The following is an 18,558-nucleotide window of genomic DNA, read 5'->3' as shown; positions in this document are numbered from 1 at the left end:
CATGAAGGGATTTGAAGGACGGACTTCCCTTCCACTTGGCGTCAAGTTATGCACGCCAAATGGGCCTGAAGATTGTCGATATCATAACCAGAGCGCCGGCAGTCATCGCGGCGAAGGAAGCCAGAAATGGCTTAGTGTACAAGGCTTTCGAGCACAGGGGCCGAGCTGCCGGACGCAGTTTTGCAGACCGCCTGAAAGCCACTGGTGCATCGCGTGTCTGTTTTACGGTGGCGTTCAATACACCCTGGGTCATAGATGCGCTGGCCAAGGCATGGGAAATGCACCCGCCGAGAATGACCCTGGCCGTTGTCGACAATTCGACCGATCAGGCGTCGAGACAGGCAATAGAAAGCATCTGCAAACTGAGAGGCGTTCCTTATTTGGCGCTTCCGATGCGGGTGGAAAAACATCTGTCCAGATCGCACGGAACCGCGATAAGCTGGACTTATCATAACATCATACGGCACTTGGAGCCTGAGTTATTCGGCTTCATTGATCATGACTGTTTTCCGGTAATGCCGTTTGACATTCCGGCCAAGATGGAAGGCAAGGCTGTCTACGGCAAGCTGTTCCTTCCAGGTCGAAATCATATCCACGAGCCGAGGCCGACCGATCGACACTGGAATCTATGGGCAGGCTTCTGCTTCTATCGCTTCTCCGCCACGGCGGGACGAAAACTGAATTTCGAACCCCGCTTGAAGATGGGGCTTGATACTGGCGGCGCAAACTGGAACGTCCTTTACTCGCATTTGGACAGGACAAGTGACGTCGCGGTAGCCATCGCTCGGGAAAATCCGATGACGATGGCGGGCGCGGTCGGACACCATGAGATCATCGAGGAAGCATTCTTCCATGTTGCCGGCGTATCCTACCCTGACCGTCCCAGTTATCACCGCAGAACAACCGAGCATCGAAAGCTGATCCGCGACTACGTCTGGAACACATATCTTGGTGGCGCGAGCGGCAGGGTAGCCGAAGACTTTTAAGCGCTGACCAGATCTTCGGGCTTGTCCGCCCGAAAACGCAAGCCAAGCGACACGTCCATGAGTCGGTCCCGCAGAAATACCCCGATCGTCGGCATGACCACAGCCGACAGCGACAAGGCATTCAAGCAAGCCGAGCATCGGCGCGAGCGGCGGGCTGTGAAGGTGCGGCTCGAGTTTGACGAGGAACCGTTGCCCACCAAGGCCTTCGGCAATCCGTGGGCCAGTGAGAAAGACGGCAAGCAATGGCTGACCGAGCCCTCTCCTAAGCTGATGCGGAAGTAAGTCCGCGCAAAACGGCGCCAAAAATGGCGATCCCGGCAGGATTCGAACCTGCGACCATCGGCTTAGAAGGCCGGTGCTCTATCCAGCTGAGCTACGGGACCGTCGGCCGGCCGGGCCGGCTGAGGCGGGTTACGCCAGGCGACGCAAGACCGGGAGTCAGTGCGTCCAGGGCGTCCTGCGGTCATAGCGGAAATTGTCCGAATAGGAAATCTGCCGGCGCTTGGCTTCCTTCGGCTCTTCCACGCGATAGGCGATCTTTTGCTTCTCGGCATAAGCCACAGCCTCTTCCTTCGTCTCGAAGGTGAGCTTCACCTGGCTCAGCATGTCGCCCGAGGTGGTGTAGCCCATCAGCGGATCGATCTTCTTGCGCTGGGCGGGGTCGAATTCCAACACCCAATGTCCTGTCTTGGCCTTGCCGGACTGCATCGCGGTTTTGGCTGGACTGAAAATACGCGCGGACATGACCACCTCTTTGCCGCCCGAAGACCGGGCACCTTTGTTCGGCGCAATATCCGAGACCCTGCAGGATGCCTGAAATCTCGCGCCAATCCGTCATTACTGTGCAATGGCCGCGGCGGCAAGGCCGCAAGCGGCCAGGGGCCCGCCATGACGTAGGGAACCTCACTGGGCTGGCGACATTATCGAAAGGTCGGGCGGCCGGCCCGAGCCGGTCCTACCCTGTGAGGCAAATCAGAACCGGACGTTTCGCCATGACCAATGCAACCGAACACGCCGTCCTGCAGCTTGCTGTCCTTGTCGGCAGCCTGCGCGCCCAGTCCTTCAGCCGCAAGATCGCCAAGGCGCTCGCCGCCCGCGCGCCGGATTCGGTGCGCTGCCGCTTCATCGAGATCGGCGACCTGCCGCTTTACAACGAAGATCTGGATGGCGACAGCCCGCCTGCGGCGTGGTCGGCTTTTCGTGCGGCGATACGCGAATGCGACGCGGTGCTGTTCGTCACCCCGGAATATAACCGCTCGATCCCGGGCTGCCTGAAAAACGCGCTCGATGTCGGCTCGCGTCCGCCGGGCAAGAGCGTGTTCAAGGACCTGCCCGCCGGAGTCGTCAGCGTCAGCCCGAGCAAGATCGGCGCCTTCGGCTCCAACCAGGCGCTTCGGCAGACCTTCGTCTTCCTCGACATGCCCGTGATGCAGCAGCCGGAGGCCTATATCGGCAATGTCGCGGAGCTGCTCGACGATAAGGGCGCCGTCACCAATGCCGACACCGCCGCCTTCCTCGAGAATTTCATGGCCGGCCTGGAAAGCTGGATCAGGAGGGTGCACCCCGGCGGCTCGTCCTTCGATGCCTTCATGAAGCAGCGCGAGAAGATCGCCGAGGACTATGTCAATGGCGATGCCACCTCGCTGAAGGCGATCGTCACCCACGCCGGACCGGCGACGTTTTTCTCGCCGCGCGGCGACCATCTCGAAGGCGCCGAAGCGGTCGCCGGCCGCTACGAACGCGACGCTGCAAGCTTCCACAAGGGCGGCAACACCGACCTTGAGGTGCTGCAGGCTTCGGCAAGCGGCGATTTGGCCTTCTGGAGCGGCTTGCAGCACGCCAAGGCGCGCATCGGCAAGAACGGCGAGGCGACCGAGATGACCCTGCGGGTGACGGAAGTGTTCCGGCTGGAGGATGGCGCGTTCAAGCTGGTGCATCGCCACGCCGACCCGGCTCATTAGCCGGCGCTTGTAAAAATCCGCGACACAATGCCGGACGTCTCGCAACATCCGCCTATTCCTTTTGGCACGTGAGCGGCATATGTCAGATACATGGCCGTGCCAGTTGAAGGCATGATGGCGACGATAAAGACACCAATGGACGCGGAAGCGAAAGTCTTGCCGTCGGGGGTCGGCGAACCAGCGATACTGGAAGGCGCGATGGTCATCGGCGCGGGCGCCGCCGGGCTTGCCGCCGCTTATGCGCTGGCCAAGGCCGATGTGACGGTGCAGGTCCTGGAACGCGAGCAACGGCTGGCCGAGCCCTGGCATCGCCGCCACGACAACCTGCACCTCAACACGCATCGCGACCTTTCCTCGCTGCCGGGCGTATCCTTTCCGGCAGGAACGCCGGCCTTCCCGCACCGCAGCGCCGTCATCGGCCATCTCAACGATTTCGCCGAGAGGCACCGGCTGCCGATAGCCTTCGGCGTCAAGGTCGATGAGATCGAATTTCGTGGCGACCGCTGGCTGCTGCGGACAAGCGCGGGCTTGAAGGCGGCGCGCTATGTGGTGATCGCCACCGGGCGCGACCGGCAACCCTTCATCCCGGCCTGGAAAGGCATGGAGGATTTTTCGGGATCGATCATCCACTCGGCCGATTTCGGCAGGGCGAGCGATTATGCCGGCAAGACGGTGCTGGTGATCGGCGCCGGCAATTCCGGCTTCGACGCGCTCAATCATCTTTCCCGCGTCGAGACGGGCCAGATGTGGCTTTCGGCGCGCAACGGACCTTCGCTGCTGCCCAAGCGTATCGGCAAGATCGCCGTGCACCGCATATCGCCGCTCATGGCGAGCCTACCGACAAGGCTCGCGGACGCGGTGATGGCGGCAACGCAGCGCCTGGTGTTCGGCGACCTTACCAAACACGGCCTGCCCCCCGCCCCGGCGGGCGGCGCAAGCCGGCTCGGCTCCGACTATACGGCGATCGCCGCCGACGACGGCGCGGTCGATGCCATCAAGGCCGGACGCATCATCGTGGTGCCGCAATTGCGCGAATTCAGGCGCGACGGCGTCGTGCTGGACAATGGCCAGACGATCGCGCCCGACATCGTCATTGCCGCCACCGGCTACCGCACGGGGCTGGAGACGATGCTGGGCCGGCTCGGCGTGCTCGACGCCAAGGGCGTGCCGTTGTTCAACGGCGCCGCGAACGACCCGAAGCTGCCCGGACTCTGGTTCACCGGCATGCGGCCGAGCATTCGCGGCTGCTTTGCCAATGCAAGGATCCAGGGCGCTGCGATCGCCAAGAAGATCGCCGGCCAGCAACGCTGAGCCGAACGGTCGCTTTTTGACCTCCGTTTTTGTGTTGCCTTCCGGGCGTGCGCCCCCTATACGCCGCGAGACGTCGGAGTGTAGCGCAGCCTGGTAGCGCACCTGATTTGGGATCAGGGGGTCGCGTGTTCGAATCACGCCACTCCGACCATCATTTCCTTCCCGGAAAGAACCAAGCCGGTCCCGCCCCGGCATCTGGCCAGAGGGGGCTCTCATTTGGCAGCCGTGGTCGTGGCGATCCTCGACAGGGACAATTGGGACGCCAACACAGACATCATCGTCGTCGTGGATGGCGCCAGGCGGCGGCTGACATGGGTGCCGCGCGACTTGTGGTCTCCCCTCATACGCGACCGCATCAACGCGGCGTTCGCCATCGGTGGCGGAAGCTTGCTGCTCGACGCGCTGGCGGAGTTGGGATTTGCGGCCGATAGCGCAATCTGCCTCAGGCGCGGCGCAAGCGAGGCCGCGCTTGCCGGAGCCAGCGTCAGAGTGCCGATCCCCGCGCCGCTCGATTTCTGGTATCCGCTGACACCGACAAGCCGCATCGAAGACGGGCGCCAACAGGTCTCCTTCCGCCCGCCCGCCGAAACGCTAAGGGGCGCCCGTCTTCATCAGTGGATCGGCGCCCGCAGCATGGTCAACGGACAGGGAAGCGACTTCCACCGCATGCGGCGCCAGATCGTGTTCCTGCGCGCGCTCATCGCCCAGGATTTCGATTTCCGCCTTTTGCTGAAGGATCCCGAACTGGTGCGGATCAGCGGCGGCGATCCGCTCCCCCTGCTTGCCCGCGTTTCGACCAGCTGGCGCATGCTGGTGCATGACTGGGTGGACGACGCCGTCATCGACGGCAAGATGGTCCTGGTCCCGCGCAAGCCGAAACCATGGTGGCGGCGGCAACTGCGCCGGCTACGGGACAGGCTCAAGGGAAAGCCGACCTAGCCCATTTCCGGTCGCTCAAATCGCGCCTTCGACATCCGTCTTGGAGAAATCCTCGCCGACATAGAGCAGCCGGCAAGCGCGGTCCTTCGCCACCTCATAAGCGAAGCAGTCGCCGAAGTTGAGCGCCGCGGGGTGGATGCCTTTGCCCCATCGTGCGTAAGCCTCGGCAACACGCCGAGCCGCGCCTTCCGTGACTGGCGCAATCTCGAAGCCGAGCCCGTCGAGCAGGGATTGCACTTCCTCGGCCACGCCGCGTCGTGCGGCAACAGTCAGGAGCTCGGCTACGGTTCCGGCCGATATCAGAAGTTCGTCTTCCGTTTCAAGCGCAGCGATACAGGCGTCCGCCGCCGGCTCGTCGAGGACGATGGCGATCAAGGCCGAGGTATCGACCGCGATCATTCCGGCAGGCCGTCATCGCCATAGAGGAAATCCTGGCTGCGCGCCGCAGGCGGGCCGGCACTGGCTTTCGCAGCGCCGGAGGCCCGGACGGTCTGCAGCAGGCTCCGGCGGTGCTTCCGGTCCGGCGCGGACCGTACCGGGACGAGACGCACGGCCGCGTGACCATGGCGGGTCAGGATAATCTCATCTCCAGCCTCGGCGCGCCTCACCAGTTCGGTCAGTTGCCCCTTGGCGTCTGTCACGGATATCTGCATGACAACCCCATATGGACCATGATTTGGTCCATTAAATAGACCATTTGATAGTCTAGCTCAAGGCCGCAGTTCGGAGGAACGGTAAACCCGCCGGGCGAGAACCCCAACACCTCGAGCCCGGCGAGCCTACAACCCGATCAGGAACGCGACCGGGACCGGGATCAACCGGCATTGTCTGCCTTGCAAGAGCGATGCCGGAAAGACTGTTCCGAAATGGGACAACTAGGCCGCGGGCTCCACGGGTTGATCACGGACACACCGGCTGTGGTTTGAATAATCCCTCGCTTCCAACTTTGTCGCCGGTCTAAGCTTTGAACAAAAGGGGGATTTCCCATGCCTGTTGTCGAGGCGGTGCTGTCGCTGATCGGCCCGGCCTATTTAGCCTATTACGGCTTTGCCTTTCCGGTCATGGTGGTCTGGGCAATTCTGTGCGCTGCGCTCTGGGTTTGGAACAACCGGCCGAGCAAGAGACCGGGTGGCGTCGCGCGGTCGCGGTCCACCAGCCTGATGTTTTTCGTCCTTGTCGCCGCCTGTTACATCGCGGCGCACACAGGCGTGTATCTTCTGGCCCAGCATCTGGCCGGGCTATGGGCGTAACCGCCGGGCGCTATCGGTGGCTAAATATCGAACTCGCCCTGCCCTTCGTCCATGGCGCTCACGGTCTCGGCGGCCAAGGCACGGGTGATCGGCGTCTTGCGTTCGAGTGCGGCGCGGTCGAGGCGTTCGACGACGCGCATGGCGGTCGCGAGCGAGCGCTCGATGCGACGCACCAGATATTGCACCACATGCGGTTCGACCTCGACCTGGCGGTCGGCGAAGAGCTTGGTGATGACGCCGGCAAGCAAAAGGTCATCGGGCTCGTGGATCTCGACCGTCGACGCCGCCTTCAGCCGCGAGATGAGATCGGGCAGCGCGACGCGCCAGGCGGAGGGGAAACGCCGCGCCGTCAAAAGCAGCGTCGAGCCCGCGCCGCGCACGGCGTTGATCAGGTGGAACAGGCCCTGCTCGTCGACCGCCGCCTTGTCGACGTCGTCGATGAGCGCCGGCCTGCTGTCGAGCCCGGCAATGTGCTCGCCGATCCGGCCGGGATCGATGGCGACGGCATGCGTCCGATCCTGCCAGATCCGGGCGAGGTGCGTCTTGCCCGAGCCGGGCGGCCCGGCGAGCACGACCACCGGCGACGGCCAGTCCGGCCAGCGGTCGATCAGCGATGCCGCTTGCGCATTGGTGCCCGAGACGATGAGCTCGTCGCGCGAATAGCCGGTGCCGTGGCCGAGATCGAGCGGCAGCTGGCGCGGCGGGTCGGCTGGCTGAGCAGTCATTTCAGCCCCGCGTCGAGCGATGGCCGCCGCCGCGGTCGGCCGGCAATTGCGGCGCGGGCTGTGTGCCGTTGCCCTTGTAAAGCGGCGATTCCAGATAACGGGCGATGGCGAAGCGCACCAGCACGGCAATCGCCGCCGAGGCCGGCACGGCAATCAAAAGGCCGACGAAGCCGAACAGCGCGCCGAAGGCAAACAGCGCGAACATTAGCCACACCGGATGCAGGCCTACGCTCTTTCCGACCAGCCGCGGCTGCAGGATGTTGCCCTCGATGAACTGGCCGACGAAGAACACGCAGGCCACGGCGACCACCATGGTCCAGTCCGGCCAGAACTGGACGAAGGCGACGCCGACGGCGAGCACCAGCCCGGTCAAAGAGCCGACATAGGGGATGAAGGAGATCAGCCCGGCGAAGAAGCCGATGAGGATGGCGAAGTTCAGGCCGGTCAGCGTCAGGCCCGTGGCATACATGGCGCCGAGCACCAGGCAAAGCGTGCCCTGCCCGCGCACGAAGCCGGCAGTGGCGGTGTTGATGTCGCGGGCAAGCGCACGCACCGTCTCGACATGATCGCGCGGCACCCAGCCGTCGACCTCGGCCACCATGCGGTCCCAGTCGAGCAGCATGTAGAAGGCGACGACCGGGGTGACGACGAACAGGCTCACCACCGAGACCAGCGCCACGCCGGAGCTCCAGATCGAGGTGAAGACGGTGGTGAGCAGGCTGAAGCCGGAGGTGAGCAGCGAATTCAGCCCGTCGCGCAGGCCGGCGGCGTTGACGCCGAAACGCTGCTCCAGCCATTTCGGGTCGAAACTGGTGATCAGCGATTGCAGGCGGGTGAGATATTCCGGCAGCTTGCGGGCGAAATCGGCCATCTGGGTGGCCAGCACCGGCACCAGGATGACCAAGGCCAGCACCACCACGACGATGAAGGCAATCAGGATCACCACGGTCGCCATCAGGCGCGAGAGGCCGAGCCGCTGCAGCCAGTCGGCGACCGGGTCGAGGAAATAGGCGAGCACCATGCCGGCGACGAAAGGCAGGAGGATGCCCGAGAAAATGTAGAGGAACAGCGCCAGCAGGACCGCCGTCGCCAGCCAGAAGAAGACCTGGCGGCGAAGCCCGCCCGAGCTGTCGTCGGCCTCAATCACCGCGGCTTCGCTGTCAGGCGCCCGTGTTGGAGCCGCCCGATTTGCCGATGCCCGACTTGATGTCGCCGGTTTGGGAGTTGCTCGTTCGGGAGCCTTCGCCATAGCCGCTCATATGCCTTAGCCAGGCCACGAGATAGGCTGCGGCCGAAGCCACGGTCAAGACCCCGGTCAGCAATATGAGCGCGGTCCGCAACGGGTCCAAGTGCGTGGAAAAGGCAAGTTCGCCCAGCACAAGCGCCGCCAGCACGATCTGCGCGGCGGTGTTGGCCTTCGACACGAAGAGCGGCTTGACCTCGACCGGATGGCTCATCACGCTGGACAAGAGCACGGCGCAGACGATGAGCCCGTCACGCGAGACCACGGTCACCACCAGCCAAAGCGGCAGTTCGCCGGCGAAACCCATGACGACGAAGACCGAGACCAGCAGAAGCTTGTCCGCGATCGGATCGAGATAGGCGCCGAGGCTGGACGACTGGTTCCAGCGACGCGCGATGAAGCCATCGACGCCGTCGGAGATGCCGGCAACGAGGAATCCGGCAAAGGCCCAGTCCCAATGCGCCTGCAGCATGGCGAGCACCACTGCGGGCACGAGCAGCAGCCGCATGATCGTGATCATGTTGGGAAGGGTCACGTGATGTCCCGTTGCGATTTTTATTGGAGAATAGATGATGGAGATAAGTAAATTGGGCAAGGGAGGAGCGGCGCTGAACCTGCCGATCTCCCCCTTGCGGTCCCCTTGCTGTCCCTCGGCATATCGGAGTTCTTCTTTCGTCGTGTCGGCAGAACCACTATCGACGCTGGTATTCCTTCACACCCCCCTCTGTCCTGCCGGACATCTTTCCCGCAAGGGGGGAGATTGGCCATCTCGGCCTTCGCCAATCGCCTATGTCGGTGCTCACTTTCCACGCTTTTGTCGGCGGAAACGACGGCCATCCTTGCTCCCCGAAACCATTCATGCGAAGAGCCGGCAATGGAAACGAGGACGAGCCGACGATGAGCAAGGGCGACAAGGCCGAGCGCAAAAACGGGCTCACCTACGCCGAGGCTGGCGTCGACATCGATGCCGGCAATTTGATGGTCGAGAAGATCAAGCCACTGGTGCGCGCCACGCGCCGGCCGGGCGCCGATGGCGAGATCGGCGGCTTCGGCGGACTGTTCGACCTGAAGGCCGCCGGCTTCACCGATCCGGTGCTGGTCGCGGCCAATGACGGCGTGGGCACCAAGCTCAAGATCGCCATCGATGCCGGCAAGCACGACACGATCGGCATCGATCTCGTCGCCATGTGCGTCAACGACATCGTCGTGCAGGGCGCCGAGCCGCTGTTCTTCCTCGACTATTTCGCCACCGGCAAGCTCGACCCGGACCAGGGCGCTTCAATCGTCGGCGGCATCGCGCAAGGTTGCCGCCAGGCCGGGTGCGCGCTGATCGGGGGCGAGACCGCCGAAATGCCGGGAATGTATCACGACAAGGATTACGACCTTGCTGGCTTCGCCGTGGGCGCCGCCGAGCGCGGCCAGCTGCTGCCGACCGACGACATCGTCGAAGGCGACGTGCTGCTCGGCCTTGCCTCGTCCGGCCTGCACTCCAACGGCTTTTCGCTGGTGCGTCGGATCGTTGCCGCGAGCGGGCTCGGCTGGAGCGATCCGGCGCCATTCAACGAAGAGCTCAGCCTCGCCGAGGCGCTGCTCGAGCCGACGCGCATCTATGTGAAGTCGATCCTCAAGGCGATCCGCAACACGCATGGCATCAAGGCGCTGGCCCACATCACCGGCGGCGGTTTCCCGGAAAACATTCCGCGCGTTTTGCCCAAGGATTTTTCCGCCGAGCTCGACCTCGAAGCGATCGACGTGCCGCCGGTGTTCTCGTGGCTGGCCAAGACCGGCGGCGTCGCGCCGGAAGAGATGATGCGCACCTTCAATTGCGGCATCGGCATGATCCTCGCGGTCGCCTCCGGCCAGGCGGCGCAGGTCGCGGCGGTGCTGCAGGAAGCCGGCGAGACGGTGACGCCGATTGGCCGCATCGTCCCGCGCCGCGACGCCGGCGTCATCTATCGGGGCTCGATCGGCCTATGAGCAGGAAACGCACGGTCGTCCTGATCTCGGGACGCGGCTCCAACATGACGGCGCTGATCGCGGCCGCCGCCGATCCAAACTATCCGGCGGAAATCGTCGGCGTCATTTCCGACCGCGCCAACGCGGCCGGCCTCGGCATCGCCCAGTCGCGCGGCATCGCCACCAAGGTCATCCAGCGCGCCGACCATCCGAGCAAGGATGCCTATGACGCCGCGCTCGACGCCGCGCTTGTCGGCTTCGGCGCCGACATCGTAGCCCTTGCCGGCTATATGCGGATCCTCGGCCGCGGCCTGGTCGACAAATGGCAGGGGCGCATGGTCAACATCCACCCTGCCCTGCTGCCGGCCTTCAAGGGGCTGGACACGCATGCGCGTGCATTGCGCGCGGGCGTGCGCATCCATGGCTGCTCGGTGCATTTCGTCACGCCCGAGATGGATGACGGCCCGATCATCGCGCAGGCCGCCGTGCCGGTGATGGTCGGCGACAATGAGGACACGCTTGCCGCGCGCGTGCTGAAGGTGGAGCACCGGCTCTATCCGCTGGCGCTGGGTCTGGTCGCCGAAGGCAAGGCGCGCATGGAAAAGGGCCACACCGTGCTTGCCCATTTCGCCGACGACGCCGACAACGCCACCTCGGTGGTGATGGCGCCCGACCCGCTGCGCGAGGAGACCGACCTCGAGCAGCTGGCGCGGATCACGCCGTAACCTTGTGGATGGTAGCAATAATTGCTACCATCCTATGAGGAGATAGTTTCCATGGCAGCGGTCGAAAAAGTCAGCGTGGCGCTTTCACCAGAATTGCTTGAGATGGTCAAAGATGCCGTCGAGAGCGGGCGGTACGGCTCGGCGAGCGAGGTGATCCGCGAGGCGCTGCGTGAGTGGCGCTTGCGGCAACCTCTCCGGGAAGCCGAGGTGGAGCGACTGCGCAAAGCCTGGACCGAGGGGCTGGAAAGCGGTCCATTCGTTCCTTTCGATATAGACGATATCAAACGGAAGGCTCGGGATCGTCTTATCGATGCCGCCAAGAAGTAATCCGTGGCAGGTCTGCCGATCGTCCGCAGCCCGGCGGTTGAAAATGACTTGACCGATATCTGGCTTTCCATTGCCAAGGATAGCCCGCGCGCCGCCGATCATTTTCTCGATGCAATCGCAGAACGCATTCTACAGCTCGCGGCCTTCCCCGAATCCGGACCGCGAAGACCCGATATCGGGGCCGACACGCGTGCGCTAACCATCGGCAACTATGTCATTCTCTACAGGCTCGCAGCGGAACGGATCGATATCGTGCGTGTCGTGCATGGGCGGGATATCTCAACGCTGCTCTAGGAACTGGGCTTTGGACGTTTTCGACAGCGCGGTCCGCACCAAAGGCGATCTTGCAGGCGTCTTCGAGTACAAAGAAGAGGACGGACCGCAAAGCGACACGGCCTATTTCTACCTGTATGAACCTGATGGCTCAATTATCAGCGCGATCCACGTTCGATCCGGAGTCTGGTCGATCACCGAGGCCGACATTGCCGTCAAATGGGACAGGGATGAGCGGCACGTGGGCCTCTTCGTTTTTGGCGTGCTGACGGCTGCTTTCGATACCGAGACGGGAGCGAGATACGGTGGTAGGCATGGGCAGGATTTCAACGTCGAGGTTCCCTGGTCCTGATCGATGCCCCTGAAACAACTGCTCATATTGCGCCACGCCAAGTCGAGCCGGGACGATCCCGAGCTCGAGGATTTCGACCGGCCGCTAGCCGCGCGCGGGTTGAAGACGGCGCCGCTGATGGGGCGGGAGCTTGCGCGACGCGGCTGGCTGCCGGATCTGGCGCTGGTGTCGCCGGCGCTGCGCACGCGCGACACCTGGCGGCTGGTCGCGGCCGAACTGCCGAAGAACGTGCCGGCGCAATTCGCCGACGAACTCTACGAGGCGGCTGCCGGTGCGATCCTGGCGCGCGTGCGGCAGGCCAAGGCGGCTAGCCTGATGGTGATCGGCCACAATCCCGGCCTGCAGCATTTTGTGTTGCGGCTGGCCGGCCCCGGAACGGATGAGAGCGTTTTCAAGAAGATCGAAGCGAAGTTTCCGACGGCAGCTCTTGCCCGGTTCACGCTGGACGAGGATTGGGCCGATCTCGACTTCCGTGGCGCCCGGCTGACGCATTTTGTTCGGCCGAAGGATTTGACGTAGCCCGAAAGCCTGGCGGCCCATAAGCAAGGCGGCGGGCAAGCCCGCCGCATTCAATATTTCAAGACGAGCTCAATTGCCCCAGTTGTCCGATGGCGGACCTGGCCAATCCGCAGCGCCGGTCGCGCCAGTCTTCATCTCGGTATCGACCTTCGGGGCCGGCTTGACTGTGTTGTGCTTCGGGATCGAAGCCGTGACGCTGGTGTCGGAGCCAACGGTGGCTGCCTGGTTGACGCCATCGGCGCCGTAGTGGTCGCTGCCGGCGAAGGCGGAGCCCATCGCGAGAAGCATTGCGACAGTGGTGAGAGCGATCCTGGTCATTTCGGTTTTCCTTGTCCGTTTGGTTTCGTCGGGCGATGGCCTTGGGAGGATGGCCCCGCTGCCGAAAAGACCCGCGGCGGCCTGGGTTTATTCCCGGCGCGTTCGCTTTTCAGCGGCCATGGCAGTGTCGGATCGGACTTCGCTCAGAAAAAAACGATTACAAATGCTTGCAATGACAAATACTTGTGATGCGACTCAAACCGGCGTTAGCCGGCTGCAGAAAAACAGAGCGGCGGGACAAGCCCGCCGCCTGCTTTTTTCCGGGCGCGGATCAGTGGTTGCCGAACAGGTTGTGATCGGTGCCCTGCACCACCGGCCGTTGGACATCCGCGTCCGACTTCGCGATCGAGGTCGTCACAGTCCGGTCGATGGTTACAGCCGGCTGTTTGGCATTGGCCGCGCCGTAGTTGTCCGAGCTGGCGAAAGCGGCGCCCGTGGCGACAAGCAGGGCGACGGCGGTAAGAGCGATCTTGGTCATTTCAAATACTCCTGGTTTCGGGTTGCGCTGTTTGGTCGGGCGCGATTGACGATCCGATGACCTGGTGGATCGGCACAGGACAGCCTCGGACATCGCCCGGGTGCCGCCCGCTCGCTCCACTCACTTGAATTTCCTGGCATCGGCCCCGTTTATCGGCCCTTGCTCCCACTTCGGAGACGCCCAAGACGTCGTTACAGGCATCACCGCTTCGTGATGAATGCTTGATCAATCACCATGAAAGCCGGCCCACCGGCCAGCCGGAGGCATAAAAGCAAAGCGGCGGGACAAGCCCGCCGCTTTGAGGTCTGTCGAGGACAGAACCGTTTAGTGGTTGCCGAACAGGTCGTGATTGGCACTCTGGACGACCGGCTTCCGGGCATCCGCATCCGACTTCTTGACCGAAGCGGTGAGCGAGGTGTCGACCGAAGCGGCCGGCTGGTTGGCATTGGCCGAACCGTAGTTGTCAGAGCCGGCGAAGGCGGCACCAGTGGCAACGAGAAGGGCAGCGGCGGTAAGAGCGATCTTGGTCATTTGAGTTACTCCAAATTCAAGTTTGTTGGTTCGAAGGTTCGCCACGCGAACCAATTAGCGGTTGCCGAACAAGTTATGGTTAGCGCCCGTGACGACCGGCTTCTGTGCGCCCGCGTCCGAGTTGTTCGTGGAAGCGGTGATCGAGGTGTCGACCGAAGCGGCCGACTGGTTGGCTTCGTTGGGGTTATAGTGGTCGGACCCAGCGAAAGCGGCGCCAGTGGCAACAAGCAGGGCGGCGGCGGTAAGAGCGATCTTGGTCATTTGAGTTACTCCAGATTTGAAGGTTGTTGGTTCAAGCGGGTTAGGAGGCGCGCCGGTTAGCGGCCCCAGATGCCTTGGCCCGACTGCGGCTGGTTCTGATCAGGCGTGATGTGGAACTCGCGCTGCTCGAACTTGTCGAGCTTGCGGATCGAACCGGTGACGGTATTGTCGACGTTGCCCGCAGGGGCCGTTACGGCCGGCTGGTTGACGTTGTCGGAACCGTAGTGGTCGCTGCCAGCGAAAGCGCTGCCCGTGGCAATGAGGAAAGCAGCGGCGGCAAAAGCAATCTTGTTCATTTCAGATACTCCAGATTTCAAAAGTCGTGTCCGTCTAGTGGCGTGCCGTAATGGAAATTCGCGTCGCTCGGACCACCCCGAAATGGGTCGGCCCTGTTGCCATTTCCAATCACGAAAAGTTGTGAACCGAACCGTTCGGTTCGATCTTGAAATTGAGTGAACGACTGAGCGGCCACATTCTTGTTATTTAATATCAATCGGTTACGGGGATCATCGCGCGATGCGGCACCTGGATAACGGGAGCCAGTGTTCACCCCGGCTATACGAACCGTCAACATTAATTGAACCGAACGGTTCGGTTTTATCACGTGCACGACCGAACAGGCGGCTCGGCAGGCACCATGACCGGGGTGGCGGTCGCCGAGAAACCGCGTTTGCCTTGCGCGCGGATCGATACTATCGGTTGCCTCGGGACCAATTTGGACGCCGCCTGCCGCCCCTTTGGCTAAGGTCGACGCCGTTGGGAGGAACAGCGACGAACGATGCGGCTACTGCTTGTCGAGGACAATCGCGAACTGGCCGATTGGCTGAGCAAGACGCTGCGCCAGGCGAGCTATGTCGTCGACGTCGTGCATGACGGCGAGGATGTCGAGCATGCTTTAGCCGCCGGGGATCACGCTTTGATCATCCTCGACCTTGCCCTGCCCCGCATGGGCGGCATGGAGGTGCTGAAAAGGCTGCGCGCACGCGGCAACCCGGTGCCGGTTATCGTGCTTACCGCCAATGCCAGCCTCGACGGCCGGGTCAAGGGCCTCAACGAAGGTGCCGACGATTATCTGGCGAAACCATTTCAGATCGAGGAGCTGGAAGCGCGCATCCGCGTGCAGCTGCGCCGTGCCAACGACCGCACCGCGCCGGTCGTTTCCTGCGGCGATCTCACCTTCGACACCAACACCAGGCTGTTCTCGCTTGCCGGCGCAACGCTGTCGCTGACGCCGCGCGAGCACGCGGTGTTGGAACAGCTCGTCGTCAAGGCCGGTCGCACGGTGAGCAAGGCGGCGCTCTCGACCGCGATCTACGACTTCGACACCGACGCCGACCCCAGCGCCATCGAGATCTATGTGCACAGGCTGCGCAAGAAGCTCGAGGGATCGCGCGTCCAGATCGCCACCTTGCGCGGCCTGGGCTATCTGTTGCGCCACGACGATCCGGCGCCATGAAAATCGACAGGCTCCGGTTCGGCAGCCTTCGCCTGCAGTTGCTGGCCTGGGTGGTGCTGCCGCTGGCTGGGCTCGCCGCTATCAATCTGTGGACCAGCCAGCGCAACGCGCTGGCGACGGCGGACCTCGTCACCGATCGCATGCTGGTCGGCTCGGCACGCGCCATCGCCGAGCAGGTGGCGATGGCCGACGGCGCGCTCGACGCCACCGTGCCGCCGGCGGCGATCGAGATGTTCGACACCGGCGACCGCGACAGCGTCTATTATCGCGTCGAGACCGCCGGCGGGCGGCTGCTGAGCGGCTATCCGGACCTGCCCGAGGCGCCGGATCGCGGCAGCGTCGAGGCTGCCTACCGCGATCACCCGCTGCGCCTGGCAACGCTCAGCCATGCCGTGATCGGCGCCGGCAACGATTCGCCGATCAAGGTCACGGTCGGCGTCACGCTCGCCGGACATGACGCCATGGTCAAGCGCCTGTGGCTCAGCGCCTTCGCCCAGCAGCTTGCCTTGGTGGCCATTGCCGGCGTGTTCGTGCTGCTTGGCCTGCGCCGCGGCCTGGCGCCGCTGATCCGGCTGCGCGATGCCGTGCGCTCGCGAAGCCGCAGCGATCTCGATCCGGTCGAGGTCCCGGGCGCGCAGAGCGAGATCCGGCCGCTGATCGAGGCGCTCAATGCCTATATGGAGCGCGTGCGGGCGCAAATGGCGGCGCAGCGACGCTTCATCGCCAATGCCGCGCACCAGTTGCGCACGCCGCTGGCACTGTTGTCGACGCAGGCAAGCTATGCCTTGCGGGAAACCATGTCCGATCGGCGCCAGGAGGCGCTGGTCGCGTTGCAAGCGAGTTCCGGCAGGCTGGCGCGGCTCGCTGAACAATTGCTCACGCTCTCGCGCGCCGAGCCCGGCAGCCGGCGGCCACGCGCCGACCGCATCGACCTCACCGAAGCCGCCCGCCATGTGCTGGAATCGCAGGCGCCGGTGGCGATCAAGCGCGACATCGACCTCGGCCTCGAGGAGAACGGACCGGTGGCGGTGATCGGCGACGGCACGATGCTGCGCGAGATGATCGTCAACCTGGTCGACAACGCGCTGCGCTACACGCCGGCTGGCGGCGCGGTGACTGTCAGGCTGGCGATGGTCGATCGCGAGGGCGTGCTGACGGTGGCCGATACCGGCCCCGGCATTCCGGCCGAGGAACGGGAGCATGTCTTCGAACGTTTCTACCGCCTCGCCGGCTCGGCAGAGGAAGGCAGCGGGCTCGGCCTGGCGATCGTGCGCGAGGTGGTCGAGAATGCCGGCGGCAGCGTCACTCTGGGCGACGCCGCCGCGGGCGGGCTCAAAGTCGAGGTCCGGCTGCCGCTGGCCTAAGGCCTACCTCAATGTTCGGACTCTTCGTCCGGCAATTCGAGCGTACGACCCGAATAAAGAATCCGGAGGATGACCACTTTGTCATCCACGATTTCGAACGCGATCGTTGCGCGTCGGCGCCATCCTACCGTGCGCAAACCCGGTGCGATTTCGTCATGACGCGTGCCCCGCTCCGGAAAAGTTTCAAAGTCGAGACAATAGTCGACAATGCGCCCGACGAAACGCAAAGCGGTTGCCACGCCAGCCTTTGGCGCGAGCTCGCTCAGCAACTCGGCAATGTCCCGCTCGGCGGCAGCATGGAACCTGACCTGATATTTCATGCACCGGAGCGCGGTTTGGCGGCGATCGCGTTGATGTGCTCAGAGAGATTGCGGCGCAGCTGTTCGGCCGTCAAAAGCTTCTCAGGATGGGCGCGCGCATCCTGCATCGTCGGCACGACTGCCTCGCGCAGCCAGCGTTCAATCGCCGCGTCACGGGCAGCCAACGTACGCAGGCCATCACGGATGACTTCGCTCTCGGTGGCGTATTCGCCTGAGGCAACTTTATTTTTCACCATCTGCGCCATCTCGAGCGGCAGTGTGATCGTCAGGGGCTGGGAGTTTCGCATGGCTCGTCTCCTCGATACCCCTCAGTATAGCACAAGGCGCGTGACTTTGTCATACACTAGGTGAAGCCGCACACCAGACATGATGATGTGCGGCGATTGCTCAGGTCCCCTGCTCGTTGAACGGCGCCGGGCGCCACTTCACCACATAGTTCTCGAAGCGGGTGATGATGAACTCCACCACCAGCGCCATCACCGCCAGGATGATCATGGCGGCGAAGACGCCATTGGCGTTGAAGGCGCCCTGCGCGGTGGAGATCAAAAGGCCCATGCCCTGCTTGGCGCCGAGGAACTCGCCGACGACGGCGCCGACAAGGGCGAAGCCGAAGCTGACATGCAGACTGGCGAGGATCCAGCTCATCGCCGAAGGGATGATGACCGAGCGGGTGATCTGGAACGGCGAGGCGCCGAGGATCTGGGCGTTGGCAATCATCGCCCTGTCAGCCTCGCGCACGCCCTGGAAGGCGTTGGCGAAGACGACGAAGAACACCATGACGACGGCCAGCGCCACTTTGGAAGCCATGCCCAACCCGAGCGCGATGATGAACACCGAGCCGAGCACCACGCGCGGCACGGAGTTCGCGATCTTGATGTAGATCGAGAACACATCGGCCAGCAGCTTGTTGCGACCAAGGATGATGCCCGCCACGATGCCGCCGACGGCGCCGATAGCGAAGCCGAGGAAGGTTTCCTCCAGCGTCACATAGATCTGCAGCCAGAGCGGCCCCTGCGAGGTGCCCTCGGTGATCCAGGACCAGATCTGTTCCCAGATGCCCGACGGGCTGGAGAAGAAGAACGGGTCGATGATATTGTAGTCGGCGCAGAGTTCCCAAAGGCCGAGGAAGACGACGAGGATCGCGAGGCGCAGGCCGATGACCAGAGCATGGCGTTTGCGCAACCGTGCCCTCGCCTGCGCTTCCGCGGCGACGATCGAGGTGGCGCGGGCGGCGGCCTGATCGGTTGGAGAGATGGCGGTCAT

Annotated in this window: 28 protein-coding genes, 2 tRNA genes and 1 pseudogene; 16 read left to right on the top strand and 15 right to left on the bottom strand. The window is 63.6% G+C overall.

From position 1 onward, the window contains the following. Nucleotides 1-59 precede the first annotated feature (59 nt). Both LB526_RS11340 and LB526_RS11335 read left to right on the top strand, forming a co-directional pair. The gene (locus LB526_RS11340; RefSeq protein WP_224524869.1) at nt 60-986 is read left to right on the top strand and encodes a hypothetical protein; all 927 of its coding nucleotides are present in this window, start codon (nt 60-62) and stop codon (nt 984-986) included. Between the two features lie 93 nt (nt 987-1,079). Further along, complete coding sequence (locus LB526_RS11335) at nt 1,080-1,268, top strand: hypothetical protein (protein WP_095816414.1); 189 nt, start codon at nt 1,080-1,082, stop codon at nt 1,266-1,268. Between the two features lie 24 nt (nt 1,269-1,292). Here the strand turns inward: LB526_RS11335 and LB526_RS11330 are convergent. Beyond that, a tRNA-Arg gene (locus LB526_RS11330) sits at nt 1,293-1,369 on the bottom strand. 55 nt (nt 1,370-1,424) lie between these two features. After that, the gene (locus LB526_RS11325) at nt 1,425-1,730 is read right to left on the bottom strand and encodes an ETC complex I subunit (RefSeq protein WP_095767098.1); all 306 of its coding nucleotides are present in this window, start codon (nt 1,728-1,730) and stop codon (nt 1,425-1,427) included. A gap of 248 nt (nt 1,731-1,978) precedes the next feature. Here LB526_RS11325 and LB526_RS29775 point away from each other — a divergent pair. The 5 genes and pseudogenes from LB526_RS29775 to LB526_RS11300 all read left to right on the top strand — a co-directional run. After that, a pseudogene (locus LB526_RS29775) lies at nt 1,979-2,539 on the top strand (NADPH-dependent FMN reductase); the annotation flags it as partial. Continuing rightward, on the top strand, nt 2,513-2,947 hold the full coding sequence (locus tag LB526_RS29770) for a nuclear transport factor 2 family protein (RefSeq protein WP_176477007.1): 435 nt from the start codon (nt 2,513-2,515) through the stop codon (nt 2,945-2,947). The pseudogene LB526_RS29775 and the gene LB526_RS29770, both read left to right, overlap by 27 nt. Nucleotides 2,948-3,082: 135 nt before the next feature. Next, nucleotides 3,083-4,258 (top strand): flavin-containing monooxygenase, encoded by a 1,176-nt coding sequence (locus tag LB526_RS11310; protein ID WP_224627782.1) that lies wholly within the window; start codon nt 3,083-3,085, stop codon nt 4,256-4,258. 74 nt (nt 4,259-4,332) lie between these two features. Next, nucleotides 4,333-4,409, top strand: a tRNA-Pro gene (locus tag LB526_RS11305). Between the two features lie 65 nt (nt 4,410-4,474). Next, nucleotides 4,475-5,197 (top strand): LCP family protein, encoded by a 723-nt coding sequence (locus tag LB526_RS11300; protein WP_224627678.1) that lies wholly within the window; start codon nt 4,475-4,477, stop codon nt 5,195-5,197. A 15-nt stretch (nt 5,198-5,212) separates the two neighbouring features. Here LB526_RS11300 and LB526_RS11295 read toward each other — a convergent pair whose 3' ends face one another. Both LB526_RS11295 and LB526_RS11290 read right to left on the bottom strand, forming a co-directional pair. Next, the gene (locus LB526_RS11295; RefSeq protein WP_224627677.1) at nt 5,213-5,596 is read right to left on the bottom strand and encodes a type II toxin-antitoxin system VapC family toxin; all 384 of its coding nucleotides are present in this window, start codon (nt 5,594-5,596) and stop codon (nt 5,213-5,215) included. Continuing rightward, entirely contained in the window at nt 5,593-5,850 is a 258-nt protein-coding gene (locus LB526_RS11290; RefSeq protein ID WP_224627676.1) for a type II toxin-antitoxin system Phd/YefM family antitoxin, read from the bottom strand. The genes LB526_RS11295 and LB526_RS11290 overlap by 4 nt, the downstream gene beginning before the upstream one ends. 333 nt (nt 5,851-6,183) lie before the next feature. Between LB526_RS11290 and LB526_RS11285 the strand changes: the two genes are divergently transcribed. After that, nucleotides 6,184-6,447, top strand: coding sequence for a hypothetical protein (locus LB526_RS11285; protein WP_224627675.1), 264 nt, complete (start codon nt 6,184-6,186; stop codon nt 6,445-6,447). Nucleotides 6,448-6,467: 20 nt separating this feature from the next. On the opposite strand, the gene hdaA is transcribed toward LB526_RS11285, so the two are convergent. The 3 genes from hdaA to LB526_RS11270 are packed head-to-tail and all read right to left on the bottom strand — an operon-like array spanning nt 6,468 to nt 8,950. After that, nucleotides 6,468-7,172 (bottom strand): DnaA regulatory inactivator HdaA, encoded by a 705-nt coding sequence (hdaA, locus tag LB526_RS11280; protein WP_224627673.1) that lies wholly within the window; start codon nt 7,170-7,172, stop codon nt 6,468-6,470. Between the two features lies 1 nt (nt 7,173). Then, nucleotides 7,174-8,421 carry an AI-2E family transporter gene (locus tag LB526_RS11275; RefSeq protein ID WP_411967436.1) on the bottom strand — a complete coding sequence of 416 codons (1,248 nt, stop codon included), beginning with the start codon at nt 8,419-8,421 and terminating at the stop codon, nt 7,174-7,176. Then, nucleotides 8,333-8,950 (bottom strand): CDP-alcohol phosphatidyltransferase family protein, encoded by a 618-nt coding sequence (locus LB526_RS11270; protein WP_224627670.1) that lies wholly within the window; start codon nt 8,948-8,950, stop codon nt 8,333-8,335. Before LB526_RS11270 ends, LB526_RS11275 begins: the two co-directional genes overlap by 89 nt. Nucleotides 8,951-9,312: 362 nt before the next feature. On the opposite strand from LB526_RS11270, the gene purM reads away from it, so the two are divergent. From purM to LB526_RS11240, 6 genes are read left to right on the top strand one after another with little or no spacing between them, the layout of a single operon-like run. Beyond that, on the top strand, nt 9,313-10,392 hold the full coding sequence (gene purM, locus LB526_RS11265; protein WP_224627669.1) for a phosphoribosylformylglycinamidine cyclo-ligase: 1,080 nt from the start codon (nt 9,313-9,315) through the stop codon (nt 10,390-10,392). Continuing rightward, a complete protein-coding gene (gene purN, locus LB526_RS11260; RefSeq protein WP_224627667.1) occupies nt 10,389-11,096 on the top strand; it encodes a phosphoribosylglycinamide formyltransferase in 708 nt (235 codons plus the stop codon). The genes purM and purN overlap by 4 nt, the downstream gene beginning before the upstream one ends. A gap of 51 nt (nt 11,097-11,147) precedes the next feature. After that, complete coding sequence (locus LB526_RS11255; protein ID WP_140540986.1) at nt 11,148-11,423, top strand: type II toxin-antitoxin system ParD family antitoxin; 276 nt, start codon at nt 11,148-11,150, stop codon at nt 11,421-11,423. A 3-nt stretch (nt 11,424-11,426) separates the two neighbouring features. Next, nucleotides 11,427-11,717 (top strand): type II toxin-antitoxin system RelE/ParE family toxin, encoded by a 291-nt coding sequence (locus tag LB526_RS11250; RefSeq protein WP_224627665.1) that lies wholly within the window; start codon nt 11,427-11,429, stop codon nt 11,715-11,717. Between the two features lie 10 nt (nt 11,718-11,727). Beyond that, nucleotides 11,728-12,048 carry a hypothetical protein gene (locus tag LB526_RS11245; protein WP_224627663.1) on the top strand — a complete coding sequence of 107 codons (321 nt, stop codon included), beginning with the start codon at nt 11,728-11,730 and terminating at the stop codon, nt 12,046-12,048. A 3-nt stretch (nt 12,049-12,051) separates the two neighbouring features. Next, nucleotides 12,052-12,567: a SixA phosphatase family protein gene (locus LB526_RS11240; RefSeq protein WP_224627661.1), complete on the top strand. Its 516-nt coding sequence runs from the start codon at nt 12,052-12,054 to the stop codon at nt 12,565-12,567. Nucleotides 12,568-12,636: 69 nt separating this feature from the next. On the opposite strand, the gene LB526_RS11235 is transcribed toward LB526_RS11240, so the two are convergent. From LB526_RS11235 to LB526_RS11215, 5 genes are all read right to left on the bottom strand, one after another. Continuing rightward, nucleotides 12,637-12,885 (bottom strand): DUF680 domain-containing protein, encoded by a 249-nt coding sequence (locus LB526_RS11235; RefSeq protein ID WP_140846085.1) that lies wholly within the window; start codon nt 12,883-12,885, stop codon nt 12,637-12,639. A gap of 271 nt (nt 12,886-13,156) precedes the next feature. Further along, complete coding sequence (locus LB526_RS11230; protein ID WP_224627659.1) at nt 13,157-13,363, bottom strand: DUF680 domain-containing protein; 207 nt, start codon at nt 13,361-13,363, stop codon at nt 13,157-13,159. Between the two features lie 324 nt (nt 13,364-13,687). After that, nucleotides 13,688-13,894, bottom strand: a complete 207-nt coding sequence (locus tag LB526_RS11225) for a DUF680 domain-containing protein (RefSeq protein ID WP_224627657.1) — start codon at nt 13,892-13,894, stop codon at nt 13,688-13,690. Between the two features lie 54 nt (nt 13,895-13,948). After that, nucleotides 13,949-14,155: a DUF680 domain-containing protein gene (locus LB526_RS11220; protein WP_224627655.1), complete on the bottom strand. Its 207-nt coding sequence runs from the start codon at nt 14,153-14,155 to the stop codon at nt 13,949-13,951. A 56-nt stretch (nt 14,156-14,211) separates the two neighbouring features. Beyond that, entirely contained in the window at nt 14,212-14,451 is a 240-nt protein-coding gene (locus LB526_RS11215) for a DUF680 domain-containing protein (protein ID WP_095767085.1), read from the bottom strand. A gap of 482 nt (nt 14,452-14,933) precedes the next feature. On the opposite strand from LB526_RS11215, the gene LB526_RS11210 reads away from it, so the two are divergent. Then, nucleotides 14,934-15,611, top strand: a complete 678-nt coding sequence (locus LB526_RS11210) for a response regulator (RefSeq protein WP_140635760.1) — start codon at nt 14,934-14,936, stop codon at nt 15,609-15,611. Beyond that, the gene (locus LB526_RS11205) at nt 15,608-16,975 is read left to right on the top strand and encodes a sensor histidine kinase (protein ID WP_224627654.1); all 1,368 of its coding nucleotides are present in this window, start codon (nt 15,608-15,610) and stop codon (nt 16,973-16,975) included. Before LB526_RS11210 ends, LB526_RS11205 begins: the two co-directional genes overlap by 4 nt. Nucleotides 16,976-16,983: 8 nt before the next feature. Here LB526_RS11205 and LB526_RS11200 read toward each other — a convergent pair whose 3' ends face one another. From LB526_RS11200 to LB526_RS11190, 3 genes are all read right to left on the bottom strand, one after another. Further along, nucleotides 16,984-17,295: a type II toxin-antitoxin system RelE/ParE family toxin gene (locus tag LB526_RS11200; protein ID WP_224610530.1), complete on the bottom strand. Its 312-nt coding sequence runs from the start codon at nt 17,293-17,295 to the stop codon at nt 16,984-16,986. Next, complete coding sequence (locus LB526_RS11195) at nt 17,292-17,582, bottom strand: type II toxin-antitoxin system ParD family antitoxin (RefSeq protein ID WP_140846080.1); 291 nt, start codon at nt 17,580-17,582, stop codon at nt 17,292-17,294. The genes LB526_RS11200 and LB526_RS11195 overlap by 4 nt, the downstream gene beginning before the upstream one ends. A gap of 100 nt (nt 17,583-17,682) precedes the next feature. Beyond that, a complete protein-coding gene (locus tag LB526_RS11190) occupies nt 17,683-18,558 on the bottom strand; it encodes an ABC transporter permease (protein ID WP_095767080.1) in 876 nt (291 codons plus the stop codon).

Origin of the sequence: Mesorhizobium sp. CA6, from assembly GCF_020165035.1 — a bacterium.
Classification (GTDB): domain Bacteria; phylum Pseudomonadota; class Alphaproteobacteria; order Rhizobiales; family Rhizobiaceae; genus Mesorhizobium.
This window is presented reverse-complemented; position numbering and strand designations above follow the sequence as displayed.

Bases quoted from the DNA above. Each gene is read 5' to 3' on its own strand.
- LB526_RS11230 (WP_224627659.1), bottom strand. From the start codon at position 13,363: ATGACCAAGATCGCTCTTACCGCCGTCGCCCTGCTTGTCGCCACGGGC.
- LB526_RS11335 (WP_095816414.1), top strand. From the start codon at position 1,080: ATGACCACAGCCGACAGCGACAAGGCATTCAAGCAAGCCGAGCATCGG.
- LB526_RS11285 (WP_224627675.1), top strand. From the start codon at position 6,184: ATGCCTGTTGTCGAGGCGGTGCTGTCGCTGATCGGCCCGGCCTATTTA.
- LB526_RS11275 (WP_411967436.1), bottom strand. From the start codon at position 8,421: ATGGCGAAGGCTCCCGAACGAGCAACTCCCAAACCGGCGACATCAAGT.
- LB526_RS11200 (WP_224610530.1), bottom strand. From the start codon at position 17,295: ATGAAATATCAGGTCAGGTTCCATGCTGCCGCCGAGCGGGACATTGCC.
- LB526_RS11220 (WP_224627655.1), bottom strand. From the start codon at position 14,155: ATGACCAAGATCGCTCTTACCGCCGCCGCCCTGCTTGTTGCCACTGGC.
- LB526_RS11235 (WP_140846085.1), bottom strand. From the start codon at position 12,885: ATGACCAGGATCGCTCTCACCACTGTCGCAATGCTTCTCGCGATGGGC.
- LB526_RS11205 (WP_224627654.1), top strand. From the start codon at position 15,608: ATGAAAATCGACAGGCTCCGGTTCGGCAGCCTTCGCCTGCAGTTGCTG.
- LB526_RS11225 (WP_224627657.1), bottom strand. From the start codon at position 13,894: ATGACCAAGATCGCTCTTACCGCCGCTGCCCTTCTCGTTGCCACTGGT.
- purM (WP_224627669.1), top strand. From the start codon at position 9,313: ATGAGCAAGGGCGACAAGGCCGAGCGCAAAAACGGGCTCACCTACGCC.
- LB526_RS11290 (WP_224627676.1), bottom strand. From the start codon at position 5,850: ATGCAGATATCCGTGACAGACGCCAAGGGGCAACTGACCGAACTGGTG.
- LB526_RS11190 (WP_095767080.1), bottom strand. From the start codon at position 18,558: ATGACCGCCATCTCTCCAACCGATCAGGCCGCCGCCCGCGCCACCTCG.
- LB526_RS11255 (WP_140540986.1), top strand. From the start codon at position 11,148: ATGGCAGCGGTCGAAAAAGTCAGCGTGGCGCTTTCACCAGAATTGCTT.
- LB526_RS11240 (WP_224627661.1), top strand. From the start codon at position 12,052: ATGCCCCTGAAACAACTGCTCATATTGCGCCACGCCAAGTCGAGCCGG.
- LB526_RS11295 (WP_224627677.1), bottom strand. From the start codon at position 5,596: ATGATCGCGGTCGATACCTCGGCCTTGATCGCCATCGTCCTCGACGAG.
- LB526_RS11210 (WP_140635760.1), top strand. From the start codon at position 14,934: ATGCGGCTACTGCTTGTCGAGGACAATCGCGAACTGGCCGATTGGCTG.
- LB526_RS11195 (WP_140846080.1), bottom strand. From the start codon at position 17,582: ATGCGAAACTCCCAGCCCCTGACGATCACACTGCCGCTCGAGATGGCG.
- LB526_RS11215 (WP_095767085.1), bottom strand. From the start codon at position 14,451: ATGAACAAGATTGCTTTTGCCGCCGCTGCTTTCCTCATTGCCACGGGC.
- LB526_RS11325 (WP_095767098.1), bottom strand. From the start codon at position 1,730: ATGTCCGCGCGTATTTTCAGTCCAGCCAAAACCGCGATGCAGTCCGGC.
- purN (WP_224627667.1), top strand. From the start codon at position 10,389: ATGAGCAGGAAACGCACGGTCGTCCTGATCTCGGGACGCGGCTCCAAC.
- LB526_RS11340 (WP_224524869.1), top strand. From the start codon at position 60: ATGGGCCTGAAGATTGTCGATATCATAACCAGAGCGCCGGCAGTCATC.
- LB526_RS11310 (WP_224627782.1), top strand. From the start codon at position 3,083: ATGGACGCGGAAGCGAAAGTCTTGCCGTCGGGGGTCGGCGAACCAGCG.
- LB526_RS29770 (WP_176477007.1), top strand. From the start codon at position 2,513: ATGGCCGGCCTGGAAAGCTGGATCAGGAGGGTGCACCCCGGCGGCTCG.
- hdaA (WP_224627673.1), bottom strand. From the start codon at position 7,172: ATGACTGCTCAGCCAGCCGACCCGCCGCGCCAGCTGCCGCTCGATCTC.